The organism is Novosphingobium sp. MMS21-SN21R (assembly GCF_031846015.1).
GTDB lineage: Bacteria > Pseudomonadota > Alphaproteobacteria > Sphingomonadales > Sphingomonadaceae > Novosphingobium.
Genome location: NZ_JAVRDU010000001.1, coordinates 954905 through 971273 on the forward strand (window position 1 = coordinate 954905; position 16369 = coordinate 971273).

The following is a 16369-nucleotide window of genomic DNA, read 5'->3' on the forward strand; positions in this document are numbered from 1 at the left end:
GCAAACAGGGAAAAGCGGAAACTTCGACGATGAGTCTTGCCGATACCGCCCGCTCCATGGGCAAAGCAATCAGGACCCTTGGCGTAGCCGCCGCGCTGACGTTCGGAACGCAGGCACTCGCTGCCGCGCCCGTAGCGCCAGCCGCTGCTGCAGCCCCTGCGGTCGTCGCTTCCGAATCAGCCGCGCCCGTCGCTGCTGCAGTCGAAGCCGCGCCTGCTGACAAGGGTTCCTACGTTCCCATGAAGCCGACGCCCGGCAAGGGCCAACCGGTGGCTGGTGGCTGGACCTTCCAGGACCAGTATTCCGCAACCGGGGAACAGGCGCTGTGGATGCACGATTACCTGCTGATGCCGGTGATCGTCGCGATCTCGTTCCTGATCCTGATCCTGCTGCTGGTCGTGATGGCCAAGTTCAACAAGAAGGCCAACCCGGTCGCTTCGAAGACCAGCCATAACACGCTGATCGAAGTGATCTGGACGCTGGTTCCGGTGCTGATCCTCGTGGTCATCGCGGTCCCGTCGATCCGCCTGCTTGCGCATCAATATGAACCCGCTCCCAAGGGCGCGCTGACCGTCAAGGTCACCGGCTACCAGTGGTACTGGGGTTATACCTATCCCGACAATGGCGGCTTCGAGGTCATCTCGAACATGCTGTCGGAAGAAGATGCACTCAAGGCTGGCGAACCGGGCCACCTCGCGGTCGACAACCGCATGGTTGTTCCCGCTGGCGAACCGATCCGCATCCAGACCATCGGTTCGGACGTGATTCACTCGTTCGCGGTGCCTTCGCTGTGGTTCAAGCTCGACGCTGTTCCGGGCCGGATCAACGAGAAGGTCCTGAACATCAAGGAGCCGGGCCTTTATTACGGCCAGTGCTCCGAACTGTGCGGCGCACGTCACGGCTACATGCCGATCGCGGTTGAAGCCCTGCCGCGCGACAAGTTCGAAGCGTGGGTCAAGACCCAGCCCGGCGGCACCGTCGGCCCGGCGGCACCTGCCGCAGCTCCGGCAGCCGCAGTGGTTCCGGCTGCTGCGGAAGCTCCGGCTGCCGAAGCTTCCGCTGCGCCTGCCGCCTGACGCGAATTCATGGACAAGGTTTGACCGAGATGGCCACCATTCCCGCAAACGAAGGTTTCGATGCGCACGATCATGCGCACGACCACGATCATGATCACAAGCCGAGCTTCTTTGCTCGCTGGTTCATGTCCACCAACCACAAGGATATCGGCACGCTGTACCTGATCTTCGCGATTTTCGCGGGGATCATCGGTGGCGCCGTGTCCGGCATGATGCGCGCCGAACTCGCGTATCCGGGCATCCAGTATCTCGGCTACTTTGCCGAATTGCTGGGCACCGCCAACCCCAGCTTCGACCAGCAACTCCACCTGTGGAACGTGCTGATCACCGCGCACGGTCTGATCATGGTGTTCTTCATGGTCATGCCCGCCATCATCGGCGGCTTCGGCAACTGGTTCGTTCCGATCATGATCGGCGCGCCGGACATGGCCTTCCCGCGCATGAACAACGTGTCGTTCTGGCTGACCTTCGTCGGGTTCTGCTCGCTGATGTTCTCGGCATTCATGCCGGGCGGCACGGGCCAGGGCGCCGGTACGGGCTGGACGGTCTATGCACCGCTCTCCACCTCGGGGTCTGTCGGTCCTGCGGTCGACTTCGCGATCTTCTCGCTGCACCTTTCGGGCGCTGGCTCGATCCTGGGTGCGGTCAACTTCATCACCACCATCTTCAACATGCGCGCGCCGGGGATGACCCTGCACAAGATGCCGCTGTTCGTATGGTCGGTTCTGGTTACCGCGTTCCTGCTGCTGCTGGCTCTCCCGGTTCTGGCCGCTGCCATCACCATGCTGCTGACTGATCGCAACTTCGGCACGACCTTCTTCGATGCGTCGGGCGGCGGTGATCCGGTTCTCTACCAGCACCTGTTCTGGTTCTTCGGTCACCCCGAAGTGTACATCATGATTCTGCCGGGCTTCGGCATCATCAGCCAGATCATCTCGACCTTCTCGAAGAAGCCCGTGTTCGGCTACCTCGGCATGGCCTACGCGATGGTCGCAATCGGCGTGGTCGGGTTCATCGTGTGGGCACACCACATGTACACCACCGGTCTCGACGTTAACACGAAGATGTACTTCACCGCTGCAACCATGGTCATCGCTGTGCCCACCGGCATCAAGATCTTCTCGTGGATCGCAACGATGTGGGGCGGCAGTCTCGAGTTCAAGTCGCCGATGGTCTGGGCACTGGGCTTCATCTTCCTCTTCACTGTCGGCGGCGTGACCGGCGTTGTGCTTGCCAATGGCGGCGTCGACGACAACCTTCACGACACCTATTACGTGGTTGCCCACTTCCACTACGTGCTGTCGCTGGGTGCGGTGACTTCGCTCTTCGCCGGGTTCTTCTACTGGTTCCCGAAGATGAGCGGCCGCATGCACTCGGAGTTCCTCAGCCACCTGCAGTTCTGGGTATTCTTCGTCGGCGTGAACCTGATCTTCTTCCCGATGCACTTCCTCGGGGTTCAGGGCATGCCGCGCCGTTATCCCGACTATGCGCTGGCCTATGCCAAGTGGAACGAAGTTGCCTCGTTCGGCTACATCATCATGGCCGTCTCGATGGTAATCTTCTTCATCAACATCGCCTACGCGTTCCTGGCCGGCAAGAAGGCCGCCGGGAACTATTGGGGCGAAGGCGCGACGACGCTGGAGTGGACCCTGTCCTCGCCGCCGCCGTTCCACCAGTTCGAGACCCTTCCGGTTATCGACGACAGCGCTCACCACTGAGACTGACGTTCGGACAGAAAACAGGCCTCCGGGGAAACCCGGGGGCCTTTTTCGTTGAGTTTCGATTTCACGAAGCCGACACGTCGCAGGCCCTTCTCCATCTCCTCCCGCAGCCCATCCCGTTTCGCTTCCCTATCGCCGCGCGCGCGCGTATAGGCGCGGCCAATCATGGACTCAGGCCAAACTCTTCCGCTCCCCGCTGACTGGCGCGATTTCTTCGCGCTGACCAAGCCGCGCGTCATGTCGCTGGTGATCTTCACCGGCTTGTGCGGCTTGCTCGCAGCGCCGGGCACCATCCACCCGGTCATCGCCTTCACCGCGATCCTGTGCATCGCAGTGGGTGCAGGCGGCGCTGCTGCGCTCAATCAGTGGTGGGAAGCCGATATCGACGCCGGGATGAAGCGCACAGCCGGACGTCCGCTTCCCGCTGGCCGCATGGACCGCACTTCGGCGCGCGACTTCGGCTTTGCGCTCGCGGGCGGATCGGTCATGGTCATGGGGCTTGGCGTCGGCGTGCTGGCCGCCGCGATCCTTGCCTTTTCGATCTTCTATTACGCCTGGATCTACACCGTCTGGCTCAAGCCGCGCACACCGCAGAACATCGTGATCGGTGGCGGCGCAGGGGCCTTTCCACCGATGATCGGCTGGGTGGCCGTAACTGGTGACATCACCATGATGCCGGTCCTGTTGTTCCTGATCATCTTCATGTGGACGCCGCCGCACTTCTGGGCACTCGCCCTGTTCGTCCAGACCGATTATGCAAAGGTCGGCATACCGATGATGCCGGTCGTCGCGGGCGAACGTTCGACCCGCCGCCAGATCCTGGCCTATGCGGTGCTCCTCCTGCCGCTAACGCTTGTGCCGTGGTGGATTGGCGGCGCTGGTGCGATCTACGGCTGGTCGGCGCTGGTGCTGGGGCTGGTGTTCGTCGCGCTTTCGGTCAAGGTCGGTGTGCGAACTTCGGTGCCGGGTGACGGAATGGTCCCTGAAAAGCGGCTGTTCGGCTATTCGATCCTCTATCTTTTCGTCCTTTTCGGCATGCTGGTCGCAGACCGGCTCGCCACAGTGCAAGGCTGGCAGTGATGAACGAACCGCTCAACGAAGAACAGACCGCGCTCTACCGCGCCCGCCAGCGCGGCCGCAATCGTGTACTCGGCCTCGTCCTCTGCGCTCTCGCCGTGCTGTTCTTTGCCATCACCATCGTCAAGATCGCAGGGCAGGCGGGGGGCACGCACTGAGATGGTTGCCCACGCCGTCCCCGATCCCGGCAAGAACCGTCGCGTCGGCCTGATTGCAGCGGCGGGCGCGCTCGCCATGCTCGGGCTGGGCTATGCCTCGGTCCCGCTCTACCGCATGTTCTGTCAGGCCACGGGCTATGGCGGCACCACCCAGCGCGCCGATGCGGCCAAGGCGGCAGCGGTGAAGGTCGGCGCCAAGATGATCCGGGTGCGTTTCGATGCCAATGTCGCGCCGGGCATGCCGTGGCAGTTCCGGCCTGAACAGGTGACGCAGGACATGAAGGTGGGCGAGCGCAAGCTGGCGACCTACTATGCCCACAACCTGTCGGGCCGCGCGGTCACCGGCACGGCCAGCTTCAACGTCTCGCCCGAGCAGGCCGGCAAATACTTCAACAAGATCCAGTGCTTCTGCTTCACCGAGCAGAAGCTTAACCCGGGTCAGGAAGTGCGCATGCCGGTCATCTACTATGTGGACCCGGCGATTCTCGATGATCCGGGTGCGAGCAACATCGAAGAGATCACGCTCAGCTATACCTTCAACGAAACACCGGAAAGTGCGGCAACGGCTACGAAGTAGTCCATTGCACAACCGATGGAAAAGCCTCTGGACCCGGCGCGAGCGCGGCGATAAAGGCCAGTTTGAACTGCGTATCGGGCACCATGTCCGAACCACGCTTACATGACCAGATTTGACTGGGGGATTTCGACGATCATGGCCGGCGCAAAGAACCACGATTATCACATTCTGCCGCCTGACATCTGGCCGGTGATCGGCGCTTTCTCGGCGCTGACCATGGCCACGGGCGGCGTCTTCTGGATGCACAAGATGGCAGGTGGCACCGCCATCTTCTCGCTCGGCCTGCTGGGCGTGCTCGTCACGTTCTTCTCGTGGTGGGGCAAGGTCATCAAGGAAGCGCATGCGGGCGATCACACGCCGGTCGTACAGCTTCACCAGCGCTACGGCATGATCCTGTTCATCGCTTCGGAAGTGATGTTCTTCGTCGGCTGGTTCTGGGCCTTCTTCGATTTCTCGCTGTTCCCTTCGACGATTGCCGAAGTGGTCGGTGGCCAGTGGCCGCCCAAGGCGATCGAAGCGGTCATGGACCCGTTCGATCTGCCGTTGCTCAACACGCTGATCCTGCTCTGCTCGGGCACCACGCTCACCTGGGCGCACCACGCGCTGATCCATGGTGACCGTGAGGGGCTCAAGAAGGGCCTGTGGGCGACGATCATTCTCGGCCTCGTGTTTTCGGCCATCCAGGCCTACGAATACGCGCACGCGCCGTTTGCTTTCGGCACCAACACCTATGGCTCGGCCTTCTACATGGCGACCGGTTTCCACGGTTTCCACGTGATCGTCGGCACGATCTTCCTGATCGTCTGCCTGATTCGCGCCTACAAGGGCCACTTCACCCCGCGCCAGCACTTCGGTTTCGAAGCGGCCGCGTGGTACTGGCACTTCGTTGACGTGGTGTGGCTGTTCCTGTTCGTCGCCATCTATGTATGGGGCGGTTGGGGCTACAAGATCCACTGATGCCAGACGGCGAAAGCCCCAAAGGCGATCGCAGCACGAAAGGGCAGCCGGGCATCACCCAGGCTGCCCTTTTCGGTTTGTGTCCGCGCTGCGGCGCAAAGGGCCTGTGGGATGGCTCAGCGAACATTGCTGACAGGTGCCACGCATGCGGCCTTGATCTCATGCGCTTCGAACCCAAGGGCAGGGGCCTCTACCTCGTCGTCCTGCCGGTCACGATCCTGCTGATCCTCGCCGCGCTCAAGCTGGACGAGGCGGTGCAACTGCCCGTGTGGGTGCTGGTCCCGCTCTGGGGCCTTGTCGTACCCTTAACCGTGATCGGCGCGCTTCGCTTCGCCAAGACCATCGTCCTGCGCGCGCGACTCGAAAAACAAGGACTGCTGTGATGCGCCGCCTGCCGATTGTCCCGACAATCATCGTCCTGATCGCGGTAGGCGTGATGATTCGCCTCGGCGTTTGGCAGCTTGACCGGATGCACGAGAAGGAGGCGATGCTGGCGCGCTATACAGCGGCGCAAGCGGCGGGGACGGAAATGCCGTTCCCGACCAAGCCAGACAGCGTTGAAGCAGCACTCTACCATCATTCCGCCCTCGATTGCCTCGGTGCAAGTAACCCGACGTCACGCTCCGGGCGCAACGCCAATGGTGACGCCGGTATCGCCCAGATCGTCACCTGCCGCCTTGGCAATGGCGCGAGTGTCGAAGTCGTCCTCGGTGTGGGCCAGACACCGGCTACGGTGGCTTGGGCTGGCGGCAAGGTCACGGGCTGGATTGCTCCCGGCCCGAAGCTCATTGCCGATCCCCCGCTGGCTGGTCTCACCGCCAACGCCCGCCCCGATCCTAACGACATCCCGAACAATCACTGGTCTTACGCGATCCAGTGGTTCCTCTTCGCTGCCGTCGCGCTGATCATCTACGTCATCGCGCTGCGCAAACGCTGGCGGGAGCGCTGACGCCGCCCTCCCCCATCAAGGGTGAGGGGGCGCATCCAACCCCCGTTCGTGTCGAGCGAAGTCGAGACACGTGCGCGCCGTGTCTCGGCTTCGCTCGACACGAACGGATCATGGCGCTTCACCGCAACCGCCAGAATCCTTGCCCTTTGCCGCCGTGCCCGCTAACCGGCCAATCCCATGAAGTACGTCAGCACCCGGGGGCAGGCCCCTTCGCTCGATTTCCGCGGCGTCACGCTCGCGGGCCTTGCCTCCGATGGCGGCCTTTACGTGCCCGAAACGTGGCCGCAGTTCACCACCGATGAAATCGCCGAAATGGCCGGGCTGCCTTATGCGCAACTCGCGCAAAAGATCATGCAGCCGTTCGTCGGCACTTGCCTGACGCCCGAGCGCCTGCTGCAACTGTGCGAACAGGCCTATGGCCGTTTCGCACACGCCGCCGTGGTGCCGCTCAAGCAACTCGACGAAACCCAGTGGGTGCTCGAACTGTTCCACGGCCCCACTCTGGCGTTCAAGGACGTCGCGCTGCAATTGCTCGGCCTGCTGTTCGAGGAATTTCTGGCACAAGGCGACGATCACCTGACCATCGTCGGCGCCACTTCGGGCGATACCGGATCTGCCGCGATTGACGCGGTCGCAGGCCGCGCCAAGGTAGACATCTTCATGCTCCACCCGCATGGCCGCGTCTCCGACGTGCAGCGCCGCCAGATGACCACGGTGATCGCGCCCAACGTCCACAACATCGCCATCGACGGCAGCTTCGACGACGCCCAAGCGATGGTGAAGCGCATGTTCAACGATGCCGCGATGACCGGGCGCTTCGGCATCGCTGCGGTCAACTCGATCAACTGGGCGCGCCTGATGGCGCAAGTGGTCTACTACTTCTACGCCGCGCTGCAGTTGGGCGCACCGCAACGCAAGGTCGCGTTCTCGGTGCCGACCGGCAACTTCGGCGACGTTTTCGCGGGCTACGTAGCGGCGAAGATGGGCCTGCCCATCGAGCGCCTGATCGTGGCCACCAACGTCAACGACATCCTCCACCGCGCGCTCTCGACTGGCGATTATTCGGCCAGCACCGTCACGCCCACCGCCGCGCCCTCGATGGACATTCAGGTCTCGTCGAACTTCGAACGCCTGTTGTTCGATGGCTGCGGCCGCGATGGCGCAGCGCTGTCCGCGCAGATGAAGCATTTCGAAGCGACCAAGGCGATGCCACTGACCAACGCCCAGCGCGAATCGGCTGCCAGCCTGTTCAGCTCCGAGCGCGCCGACGCGGGCGACATGGCCAACGCCATGCGCTGGGCCTACGAGGCATGCGGCGAAGTGCTCGATCCGCACACTGCCATCGGCCTCCATGCCGCGCGCGTCGCCAAGGGCATTGCGTCAGGCGTGCCAATCGTCACGCTCGCCACTGCGCACCCCGCCAAGTTCGTCGATGCGGTAGAGCGTGCCACGGGCTTGCGCCCCGGCCTGCCCGCCCGCGTGGGCGATCTGTTCGAACGCGAAGAGCGCTGCGACCACCTTCCCGGCACGTATGAAGCCGTCGCGGCCTACGTCGCTGAGCGCGCGACTCCAAAGCATGGCTGATCTCGACATCCAGCCAAAGCTGATGGTCGGAGAGGGCTGGGCAGATTTCGCCCTCCTCGATTCCGGCGATGGCCGAAAGCTGGAGCGCTACGGCAAGCACCGCTTCATCCGCCCCGAGCCGCAGGCGATGTGGAGCTCCCGCTTGCCGCAATGGCCTGCCGATGCCGAATTCGTTCCCGGTTCTGACGAGGACGGCGGCGGGCGCTGGCAATATAACGGCCCAGTGCCGCGTGATGGGTGGGAACTCGGGCGCGGCGACGTGCGCTTCACGGCCTCGTGCACCCCGTTCCGCCACCTCGGCTTCTTCCCCGATATGGCCCCGGTGTGGGACTGGATGGGCGAGCGCCTCGCAGGCAAGACCGACGCGCAGACTCTCAACCTCTTCGGCTATACCGGCGTCGGCACGCTGTCGCTCAGCGATCACGGCCCGGTTACCCACGTCGATGCCTCGAAGAAGTCGGTCGCGCAGGCCCGCGTCAACGCCGAGCTTTCGGGCATGGCCGACCGCCCGGTGCGCTGGATCGTCGACGATGCCGCCAAGTTTGCGGCGCGTGAAGTGCGCCGGTCAAAGCGCTACGACGGCATCATCCTCGATCCGCCCAAGTTCGGGCGCGGCCCCGATGGCGAAGTCTGGCGGCTTGAGGAAAACCTGCCGAACCTCATCGCTGATTGCGCGCGGTTGCTCGATGCCGACAGCCGCTTCCTGTTCCTTACGGTCTATGCCGTGCGCATGTCATCGCTCGCCATCGCGGGACTTCTGGCCGAAGCGCTCAAGGGCCTGCCGGGCACGATCGAGCACGGCGACCTTTCGATCCGCGAAGAAGGCGAGGGCGGACGCCTGCTCCCCACCGCGATCTTTGCGCGCTGGAAAAACTGAAACTCCGGTGCTGCGCGATGGACTCGTCCGCGCCGCGATGCCAAGGCGATTGCCATGTCAGACACCCTGATCCTTGAAGTCGCCAATCTTGAAACCGATGTCCTCACCGGGATCTATTCGGAAGAGACCGGCCGTCCGCAGCCCTTGCGCATTTCGATGCGCGTCGGCTTCAAGGTCAAGGATCGCTACACCCCTGATTGCCCGCTCAGCGCCAGCAAGAATTACATGGACCTCAAATTCGCGGCGAGCGAAGGCTTGCCCGAAGGGGTCCATTTCAAGCTGATCGAAGCCGTGGCAGACCACGTCTGCGAAACGTTGTTCGTGCAGGATGACCGGGTGATGTGGGTGGAAGTGAAGATCGTGAAGCTGGCGATCAGCGAAAACGGCGAGGAAATCGGCATCACGCTCACGCGCGAGCGTCGCGCCTGATGCCAGTCACGCCACCGCTGGCGCTGGTGACCGGAGGCTGGCGGCGGATCGGCGGTGCGATTGCGCGCAAGCTGGCGGCAGAGGGCTGGGACCTCGCGCTGCACGCCCATCACGCCAAGACGTTCGATGCCGAATTCAAGGCACAACTCGAATGGCTCGGCGCGGTCGTCTATCCCGTGTCTGGCGATCTCGATGATCCCGCCTTCGCCCCGCGCCTGCTGGACGAAGTTTCTCAGGCCGCAGGCCGCGCGCCCGAGCTGCTGGTCAATTCCGCCTCGCTGTTCCACGATGATCGCGCCGACACGATCACCGCCGAGGAACTGGAGCAGCACTTCCGCGTCAACCTGTTCGCGCCGCTGCTGCTGACCCGCGCCTTTGCCGAGGCCCTTGGCGAGCGGACAGGCTCGGTCGTCAACATTCTCGACCAGCGGGTGATGAACCCGGTGCCAGACCAGATCAGCTACACCTTGTCCAAGCAGGCGCTCCATGCCTCGGTGCGCACGCTCGCCCGCGCAATGGCCCCGCGCGTGCGGATCAACGGTGTGGCTCCCGGCCTGATCCTGCCGACATCGGACTACGATGCCGCGCAATGGCAGCGTCTGGAAGAGATCATGCCGCTGCGGCGCCTGCCCGGAGCGGACGAAATCGCCGACGCAGTCCACTTCCTCGCCTCGGCGCGCTCTGTCACCGGACAGACTATTTTCGTCGATGCGGGCGCAAACCTTGAATCTTACCCCCGTGACTTCGTATACATGGAGAAGTGAGCAGCGCTTCCCTTAACGCCAACGCGCCCCTGATTGACCGTTTTGCGCGGCGAATCACCTATTTGCGCTTGTCGGTGACCGATCGTTGCGACTTGCGTTGCGCCTACTGCATGCCCGAGCGCATGGAATTTCTGCCCCGCGCCGAAGTCCTCACCCTAGAAGAAATGCACCGCCTCGCGCTGTCTTTCATCGAACGCGGCGTGCGCAAGATCCGGCTGACTGGCGGCGAACCGCTCGTCCGGCGCGACATGATCCAGCTGGTCCAGGCATTGGGCCGCAAACTCGGCGACGGGCTGGACGAACTGACGCTCACCACCAACGGCACCCGCCTGTCCGAGTTCGCCGATGATCTTGCCGCTGCCGGCGTCAAGCGCATCAACGTCTCGCTCGACACGCTCGACCGCGATGCCTTCGCCAAGCTTTCGCGCCGCGACATGCTCCCGCAGGTCCTCGAAGGAATCGCTGCGGCGAAGGCAGCGGGACTCAAGATCAAGATCAACGCCGTCGCGCTCAAGGACATCAACGAGGCGACGCTGCCCGAGCTGATCACATGGGCGCATGGCCTTGGCCACGATGTCACCCTGATTGAGGTCATGCCGCTGGGCGAAGTCGAAGGCGACCGTTTCGATCACTACCTCCCGCTCGATGCCGTGCGCCGCGATCTCGAGCGGCGCTGGACGCTCACGCCCAGCGATGCCCGTTCGGGCGGACCGGCGCGCTATGTCGACATTGCGCAAACCGGCGGGCGTCTCGGCTTCATCACCCCGCTGACGGGCAACTTCTGCGAAGGCTGCAACCGCATCCGCGTCACCGCCACCGGCCAGCTTTACATGTGCCTCGGCGGGGAAGGCCGGGTCGATCTGCGCGCCGCGCTGCGCTCGGACAACCCGGATGAGCAGCTCGCCACGGCATTTGCCCGCGCCATGGGCGAAAAGCAGGAGCGCCACTCCTTCGTGATCGACCGTCCCGGCGGCGCGCCTGCCGTTTCGCGCCATATGTCCACCACCGGCGGCTGACATGCCCCGACTGGTATTCTTGGGACGCCTCGAAGACGTGGCGGGCACAGGCGAACTCGCCGTCGCGCCCGGTCCGGTCGAACAGATTCTCGCACAGCTCGATCCCGCGCTCGCCGTCCAGCTGCTCGGTGAAAAAGTGCGCATGGCGCTAAACGGCAGTCTGATCACCGACATGGGCGGGATTGCGCTGGGCGAGGGCGATGAACTGGCGTTCCTCCCCCCGGTCAGCGGCGGCTGACATGGCGGACGTCCGGCTGGCCGAATCAGCGCTCAACCCGGTGGCAGAGATCGCCGCCTTCAATGCTGCCCATCCGTCCGCAGGCGGTATCGTGACGTTTCTTGGCCAGGTCCGCGAAGGCGGCGGCGTCGAAGCGCTTGAACTCAAGCACTACGGCCCGATGACCCTGCCCGGCATGACCGAACTTGCCCGCGTGACCGAGCAGCGCTGGCCGCTCGAAGGCCTGCTGATCGTTCACCGTAGCGGCGTGATGCATCCCGGAGATCCGATCGTGCTGGTCGCCGCCGCTGCGCGTCACCGCCGCGATGCCTTCGCCGCCGCCGATTTCGCGATGGACCACCTCAAAAGCGAAAGCTGGTTCTGGAAGCGCGAGAAGAGCGCGTCGGGCTGGCGCTGGATCGAACCGCGCCACGAGGACCACGAGGATCTGGCGCGCTGGCGCTGACTTATCCGGCCAGCCGTGCCAGAAGCGAATCGATCGCCTGCGTCTCCTGATCGGCCAGCGCTTCCACTTCGGCCCGCGTTTCGCGCACGGCCTTGAAGTCCGCCTCCGCGCCATCGGCCGCGCGATTGCTTGCATCTACCTCCAGCCGGTCGAGGTCCGCCAGTGGCACTCCCACGCGCGACCGCGCCGATTCAAGCCCCGCGACGGCGACCGAGGCCACCGACCAGGCTTCCGTTCCCTTGGCGGCCCCGGCAGCAGCGCTCACTGCGCGCGTTGCGGCGGGTTGGCGTGCGACGAAGCTGGCATGGGCCTCGCGGGCGATGGCGCGCAGCGCGGCAAGGCGTTCGGGCAAGCCCTCGCTCACGCCAGGCTGCGGCGCCGATGCGGGCTGGGGCACCGGCTGGGGCCCGCGCGCTGCGGCATAGACGTCCTCGGCCGGGCGCCGCGCCAGCGACGGGAAATCGCTGCGCGGTGCGCAACCACCGACAAACAGAATTGAACTTGCCACAAGGACAGATACGAGGCGGGGATTGCAATGTGCCATGATCGCGCCATAGCATGGCTGATCGCTCCCGCCAGCGCCTGTTGCCTTCGATCACGGCGGCATGGGCATTTTCAGCGGGGTTGCCGTCACAGGCGGCATTGACAGGCGGCGGGGGTTCGATTATCCGCGCCACTCTTTCCGGGACCCCTCGTTTGCGTGGGGAAACGGTACGTTGCCCGTTGTCAGCGATTCGCAGGCGTAGGGCGCCTCAAGTGAATCGCCTCGGGCAACCGCAGGCTTTTGGAACGGATAGTAGAAACCATGTTCGCAATCGTGCGCACGGGCGGCAAGCAGTACCGGGTTGCCGCTGGAGACAAGATCGCGGTCGAGAAGCTGGCGGGTGAAGCCGGCGACAAGATCACGCTGGGTGACATTCTTCTTGCTGGTGAAGGCGATTCGCTCGCTGACGCCGCATCGATCACGGTTTCGGCCGAGATCATCGCGCAGGCGAAGTCTGAGAAGGTGATCGTTTTCAAGAAGCGTCGCCGTCACAACTATCGCCGCAAGAACGGTCATCGCCAGCAGCTTACGCTGCTGCGCATCCTGTCGGTCGCCTGAGCGAACAGTCCGGAGTAATTCGAAATGGCACATAAGAAAGCAGGCGGCTCTTCGCGCAACGGTCGCGACTCAGCAGGCCGCCGCCTTGGCGTTAAGAAGTTCGGCGGTCAGGAAGTGATCGGCGGCAACATCATCATCCGTCAGCGCGGCACCCGCGTATATCCCGGCGCAAACGTCGGCATGGGCAAGGATCACACCCTGTTCGCTCTCGGCGAAGGCCGCGTGCGTTTCCACGGTGGCAAGCTCGGCCGCAAGTACGTGTCGGTCGACGTGATGGCACAAGCAGCCGAATAACCGGATGGTCGTTCAACGGGCCGTCCCGATGGGGTGGCCCCGCTGGCTTTCGATAGGCCAGCCGATAGAGGGAGAGGGCCCCGCCCGTCTCCCTCTTTTCACGTCTCCCTCAGGCATTGGCCGCGCACGACCGCTCCGCCGCGATAAGAGTTCGCCCGGGCGCAATGCGCAACACGGCTGTCACCTGCGCGCTCTAGTGGCGCATGGCAGGGGGCCGAGAAGGAGACTGACATGTTCATTCGCAGCGAACGGCTGTTCCTGCGGCCCGGCTGGCCGGAGGACTGGGCCGAGCTTCATGCCTTGATCGACGATGAGGCCATCGTCTGCAATCTGACGCGTGCGCCCTGGCCTTATGGGCCCGATGACGCGCGCAGCTTTGCGGCCAGTGCGCAGGGCATGCGCCATCCCCATTTCTTCGTAACGCTCCCCGGCGCGCGCGGATCGCGCCTGATCGGTTGCGCAGGTCTTGCGCAAGAGGACGGCGAAAGCGTGATCGGCTACTGGATCGCGCGCCAGCACTGGAACAAGGGTTATGCCACCGAGGCGGTCAAGGCGCTGCTGCGGCTTGCGCCAACGCTCGGCCATCGCCGGATCGTGGCGCGCCATTTTGCCGACAACACGGCCTCTGCCCGCGTCCTTGCCAAGGCCGGTTTTCGCCCGACTGGCGAGATCCGCCTCGGCCGCAGCGCTGCGCGCCGCGAGGCCGCGCCGACAGTGCTGCACGCGATAGACTTGTGCGCTCCGGCGGGGTGCGACGGTCCTGAAGATGGCGGTCTTGGCGCAATGCGCAGCTTGCGCGCGGCATGATGCAAAAAGGGCTCCCGGCCGGGAGCCCTTTGTCGATCAGCGCGCCATCACCGCATCGGGAAATTCGCTGTCCATCCGCGCAATCAACGCCCGGTCATCGTGGTTCCACGGGTGGAAGCCCGGCATGAAATAACTGAGCCACGCCGGAAACACGCGGCGCACCACGCCCGGCTTCCACAACAGATAAGTCGCCAGTTTCCATTTCCACTTCGCACCGGTCAGCCCGTCCTGCGCCAGCAGATCGAGCGTATCCTCGACGCGGTGCGTGAAGAAGTTCTTGGTAACGATCACCATCATCAGCGATTTGACCTTCCAGCGCTTCCATCGGCTCCAGCCCCTGGTCGCGTGCAGCCAGGTGTCATAGGCGACGCCCTTGTGCTCGATCTCCTCGGCGGCGTGCCAGCGCCACATGTTTGCAGCTTCCTCTTCAGCCCCGGCGAAGTGCGCCGGGTTGGCAAGGAATTCGTGCGCCATCATCGCGGTATAATGCTCAAGCGCCATGGTCGCCGCCAGATTGACGATCACCGGGCGATCCTTGGTCAGCGCCAGCATTTCTTCGACGCGCTTGTCGATCTTGGCGATGTCGTAGCCCGCCGCCTCGGCCATGCGGTTGAACGCCACATGTTCGCGCGTGTGGTTGATTTCCTGCTTCACGAACGCGCGGATCTCGGCTTCGAGCTTGGGCGGAGCGCCATCGCGGTGGGCCTTCACCGATTCGATGAAGAACGCCTCGCCGCGCGGGAACGTGGCCGAAAGCGCGTTGTGCCACGCCGTCGCCACCGGGTCCCCGTTCAGCCACCAGCGCCCCGGAGGCGCATTGCGTCCGAAGCGGCGATCGCGGATCGTGATCGTCAGATCGTGCGGAGTGGGCACCGGCTTGCCGGAACCGGCGCCGCGCTCTAGTGCAAGGGTGGGGGTCATGGCGTTCATGGGCCATAATTTAGGCGTGCTTACACCAATGTCAATAAGGAAGCGTCTCTCGCCCGAAGAAAGCCGTATGGTGGCGCTCGAGGCGGCGCGCGGGCTTTTGGTGGAAACCGGACCGCAGGCGGTGACGCTCAAGGCTGTTGCCGGGCGCATCGGGCGCACGCACGCCAACCTTTTGCATCACTTCGGATCGGCCTCTGGCCTGCAGAAAGCCTTGGCCAAGCACCTTGCTGAAACGATCTGCGCGACGATCCGCGATGCCGTGATTGCCAGCCGGTCCGGCATCGGTAGCCCGCGCGATGTCGTAGACCTCACGTTTGACGCGTTCGGCAAAGAGGGCGCAGGCGCGCTTACGTCATGGATGCTGCTGTCCGGCAACGAGGACGCGCTCGACCCGATCGTCGATACGATCCACGATCTGGTCATCGATCTCGATGAATATGGCTCGGACACGCAGCGCAGCAATACGCTTGCGCTCATTCTTATGGCATTGGGCGACGCGCTGATGGGCGGCCCCTTGGCTATTGCGCTCGACTTGCCGCGCGAAGCGGCACGCGACCGCGCCGAAAAGATGCTGGTCGAAGGCCTTCAGGCCGCCCCCGTCATTCCGGAGAGCTGAGTTCCATCCACGACGGGACCAGATCAGCCGGAATATCCTCGACCCTGCGATGGTCCACGGCGAGGCTCAACTCGGGATAGGCTACACGCCGGCGCGCCTCGTCCGAGCGTTCCAGCGGCACCACCAGCAACCGCCGATTGACCTTCTGACGCCAGTTCATCCGCGCGGTGTTTTCCTGCCCCACATAGCAGCCCTTGGTGAAACTCACCCCGTTCAGGTCCACCGCGTTGCATTCCAGCCAGAGCAGGTCGCCCAGTTCAGCCTGCCCCTCGGTCACCCCAAGCGACAGCCGGTGCGCCAGCCACGCCGTGTCCGCGCTCAAGTCCGAAACACCTGCCGGCGCAATCCAGCGCTGTCCCAAAGCTGACAGGCGCGGATCTCGCGCGCCGCCGTCACCCGGATGGTTCTCCCAATGCACCGCCAGATCATCTGCCCGCGCGATCCCGATCTTGCGCCGCAGCCGGTAGAGCGTCAGCCGCTTTGCCAGCGCATCGGCGGCACTCGCCTCGCAATCGAGCAGCAACCCGTCGCCGCCCCGTTCATCATTGGCAGGCCATACGATAAAATCGAACAGCACCTTGCCCTGCGGCGAGAGCAGCGCCGCCCATGCCGGGAGCACGCCCTTCACGTCGTTGGTCACCAACCCCTGCAGGAACGATGGCACGTCCTCGGCCGGGTCTTCGGGGGAAAGGCGGATGAGCGCACGCTCGAAAAGTCGGGTCATGGCTGGAACATAGGAAGCGCCGAGGCTA

Annotated in this window: 22 protein-coding genes; 19 read left to right on the forward strand and 3 right to left on the reverse strand. The window is 64.1% G+C overall.

Features of this window, described 5'->3' with window-relative positions; translation table 11 throughout:
* Window positions 1-29: 29 nt before the first annotated feature.
* The 15 genes from coxB (at window position 30) to RM192_RS04570 (ending at window position 11868) form a co-directional block, all read left to right on the forward strand.
* Window positions 30-1076: a cytochrome c oxidase subunit II gene (gene coxB, locus RM192_RS04500; RefSeq protein WP_409233781.1), complete on the forward strand. Its 1047-nt coding sequence runs from the start codon at window positions 30-32 to the stop codon at window positions 1074-1076.
* Between the two features lie 29 nt (window positions 1077-1105).
* A complete protein-coding gene (gene ctaD, locus RM192_RS04505) occupies window positions 1106-2794 on the forward strand; it encodes a cytochrome c oxidase subunit I (RefSeq protein ID WP_311506379.1) in 1689 nt (562 codons plus the stop codon).
* 168 nt (window positions 2795-2962) lie between these two features.
* Window positions 2963-3877: a heme o synthase gene (locus RM192_RS04510; protein ID WP_311506380.1), complete on the forward strand. Its 915-nt coding sequence runs from the start codon at window positions 2963-2965 to the stop codon at window positions 3875-3877.
* Window positions 3877-4032 (forward strand): hypothetical protein, encoded by a 156-nt coding sequence (locus RM192_RS04515; RefSeq protein ID WP_311506381.1) that lies wholly within the window; start codon window positions 3877-3879, stop codon window positions 4030-4032. Before RM192_RS04510 ends, RM192_RS04515 begins: the two co-directional genes overlap by 1 nt.
* Before the next feature lies 1 nt (window position 4033).
* On the forward strand, window positions 4034-4609 hold the full coding sequence (locus RM192_RS04520; RefSeq protein WP_311506382.1) for a cytochrome c oxidase assembly protein: 576 nt from the start codon (window positions 4034-4036) through the stop codon (window positions 4607-4609).
* Between the two features lie 135 nt (window positions 4610-4744).
* Entirely contained in the window at window positions 4745-5566 is an 822-nt protein-coding gene (locus RM192_RS04525; protein WP_311508565.1) for a cytochrome c oxidase subunit 3, read from the forward strand.
* Window positions 5566-5949, forward strand: a complete 384-nt coding sequence (locus RM192_RS04530) for a DUF983 domain-containing protein (protein ID WP_311506383.1) — start codon at window positions 5566-5568, stop codon at window positions 5947-5949. Before RM192_RS04525 ends, RM192_RS04530 begins: the two co-directional genes overlap by 1 nt.
* Complete coding sequence (locus RM192_RS04535) at window positions 5949-6515, forward strand: SURF1 family protein (protein ID WP_311506384.1); 567 nt, start codon at window positions 5949-5951, stop codon at window positions 6513-6515. The genes RM192_RS04530 and RM192_RS04535 overlap by 1 nt, the downstream gene beginning before the upstream one ends.
* 177 nt (window positions 6516-6692) lie before the next feature.
* Entirely contained in the window at window positions 6693-8099 is a 1407-nt protein-coding gene (gene thrC / locus RM192_RS04540) for a threonine synthase (protein WP_311506385.1), read from the forward strand.
* Window positions 8092-8976, forward strand: coding sequence for a class I SAM-dependent methyltransferase (locus RM192_RS04545; RefSeq protein WP_311506386.1), 885 nt, complete (start codon window positions 8092-8094; stop codon window positions 8974-8976). The genes thrC and RM192_RS04545 overlap by 8 nt, the downstream gene beginning before the upstream one ends.
* A 54-nt stretch (window positions 8977-9030) precedes the next feature.
* Complete coding sequence (locus RM192_RS04550) at window positions 9031-9405, forward strand: dihydroneopterin aldolase (protein WP_311506387.1); 375 nt, start codon at window positions 9031-9033, stop codon at window positions 9403-9405.
* Window positions 9405-10169: an SDR family oxidoreductase gene (locus RM192_RS04555; RefSeq protein ID WP_311506388.1), complete on the forward strand. Its 765-nt coding sequence runs from the start codon at window positions 9405-9407 to the stop codon at window positions 10167-10169. The genes RM192_RS04550 and RM192_RS04555 overlap by 1 nt, the downstream gene beginning before the upstream one ends.
* Window positions 10166-11185, forward strand: coding sequence for a GTP 3',8-cyclase MoaA (gene moaA, locus RM192_RS04560; RefSeq protein ID WP_311506389.1), 1020 nt, complete (start codon window positions 10166-10168; stop codon window positions 11183-11185). Before RM192_RS04555 ends, moaA begins: the two co-directional genes overlap by 4 nt.
* A 1-nt stretch (window position 11186) precedes the next feature.
* Window positions 11187-11423 carry a MoaD/ThiS family protein gene (locus RM192_RS04565; RefSeq protein WP_311506390.1) on the forward strand — a complete coding sequence of 79 codons (237 nt, stop codon included), beginning with the start codon at window positions 11187-11189 and terminating at the stop codon, window positions 11421-11423.
* Window position 11424: 1 nt separating this feature from the next.
* A complete protein-coding gene (locus RM192_RS04570) occupies window positions 11425-11868 on the forward strand; it encodes a molybdenum cofactor biosynthesis protein MoaE (protein WP_311508566.1) in 444 nt (147 codons plus the stop codon).
* Window position 11869: 1 nt separating this feature from the next.
* Here the strand turns inward: RM192_RS04570 and RM192_RS04575 are convergent, their stop codons facing one another.
* Window positions 11870-12376 (reverse strand): hypothetical protein, encoded by a 507-nt coding sequence (locus RM192_RS04575; RefSeq protein ID WP_311506391.1) that lies wholly within the window; start codon window positions 12374-12376, stop codon window positions 11870-11872.
* 297 nt (window positions 12377-12673) lie between these two features.
* On the opposite strand from RM192_RS04575, the gene rplU reads away from it, so the two are divergent.
* From rplU to RM192_RS04590, 3 genes are all read left to right on the forward strand, one after another.
* Window positions 12674-12970, forward strand: coding sequence for a 50S ribosomal protein L21 (gene rplU, locus RM192_RS04580; protein WP_311506392.1), 297 nt, complete (start codon window positions 12674-12676; stop codon window positions 12968-12970).
* 24 nt (window positions 12971-12994) lie between these two features.
* Window positions 12995-13264: a 50S ribosomal protein L27 gene (gene rpmA, locus RM192_RS04585; protein ID WP_311506393.1), complete on the forward strand. Its 270-nt coding sequence runs from the start codon at window positions 12995-12997 to the stop codon at window positions 13262-13264.
* A 231-nt stretch (window positions 13265-13495) separates the two neighbouring features.
* The gene (locus RM192_RS04590) at window positions 13496-14071 is read left to right on the forward strand and encodes a GNAT family N-acetyltransferase (protein ID WP_311506394.1); all 576 of its coding nucleotides are present in this window, start codon (window positions 13496-13498) and stop codon (window positions 14069-14071) included.
* Between the two features lie 36 nt (window positions 14072-14107).
* Here the strand turns inward: RM192_RS04590 and RM192_RS04595 are convergent, their stop codons facing one another.
* On the reverse strand, window positions 14108-14992 hold the full coding sequence (locus RM192_RS04595) for a metal-dependent hydrolase (protein ID WP_311508567.1): 885 nt from the start codon (window positions 14990-14992) through the stop codon (window positions 14108-14110).
* A gap of 37 nt (window positions 14993-15029) precedes the next feature.
* On the opposite strand from RM192_RS04595, the gene RM192_RS04600 reads away from it, so the two are divergent.
* The gene (locus tag RM192_RS04600) at window positions 15030-15617 is read left to right on the forward strand and encodes a TetR family transcriptional regulator (protein ID WP_311506395.1); all 588 of its coding nucleotides are present in this window, start codon (window positions 15030-15032) and stop codon (window positions 15615-15617) included.
* Here the strand turns inward: RM192_RS04600 and RM192_RS04605 are convergent.
* Window positions 15601-16341 carry a folate-binding protein gene (locus RM192_RS04605; protein WP_311506396.1) on the reverse strand — a complete coding sequence of 247 codons (741 nt, stop codon included), beginning with the start codon at window positions 16339-16341 and terminating at the stop codon, window positions 15601-15603. The two genes, RM192_RS04600 and RM192_RS04605, sit on opposite strands and share 17 nt — an antisense overlap.
* Window positions 16342-16369 lie beyond the last annotated feature (28 nt).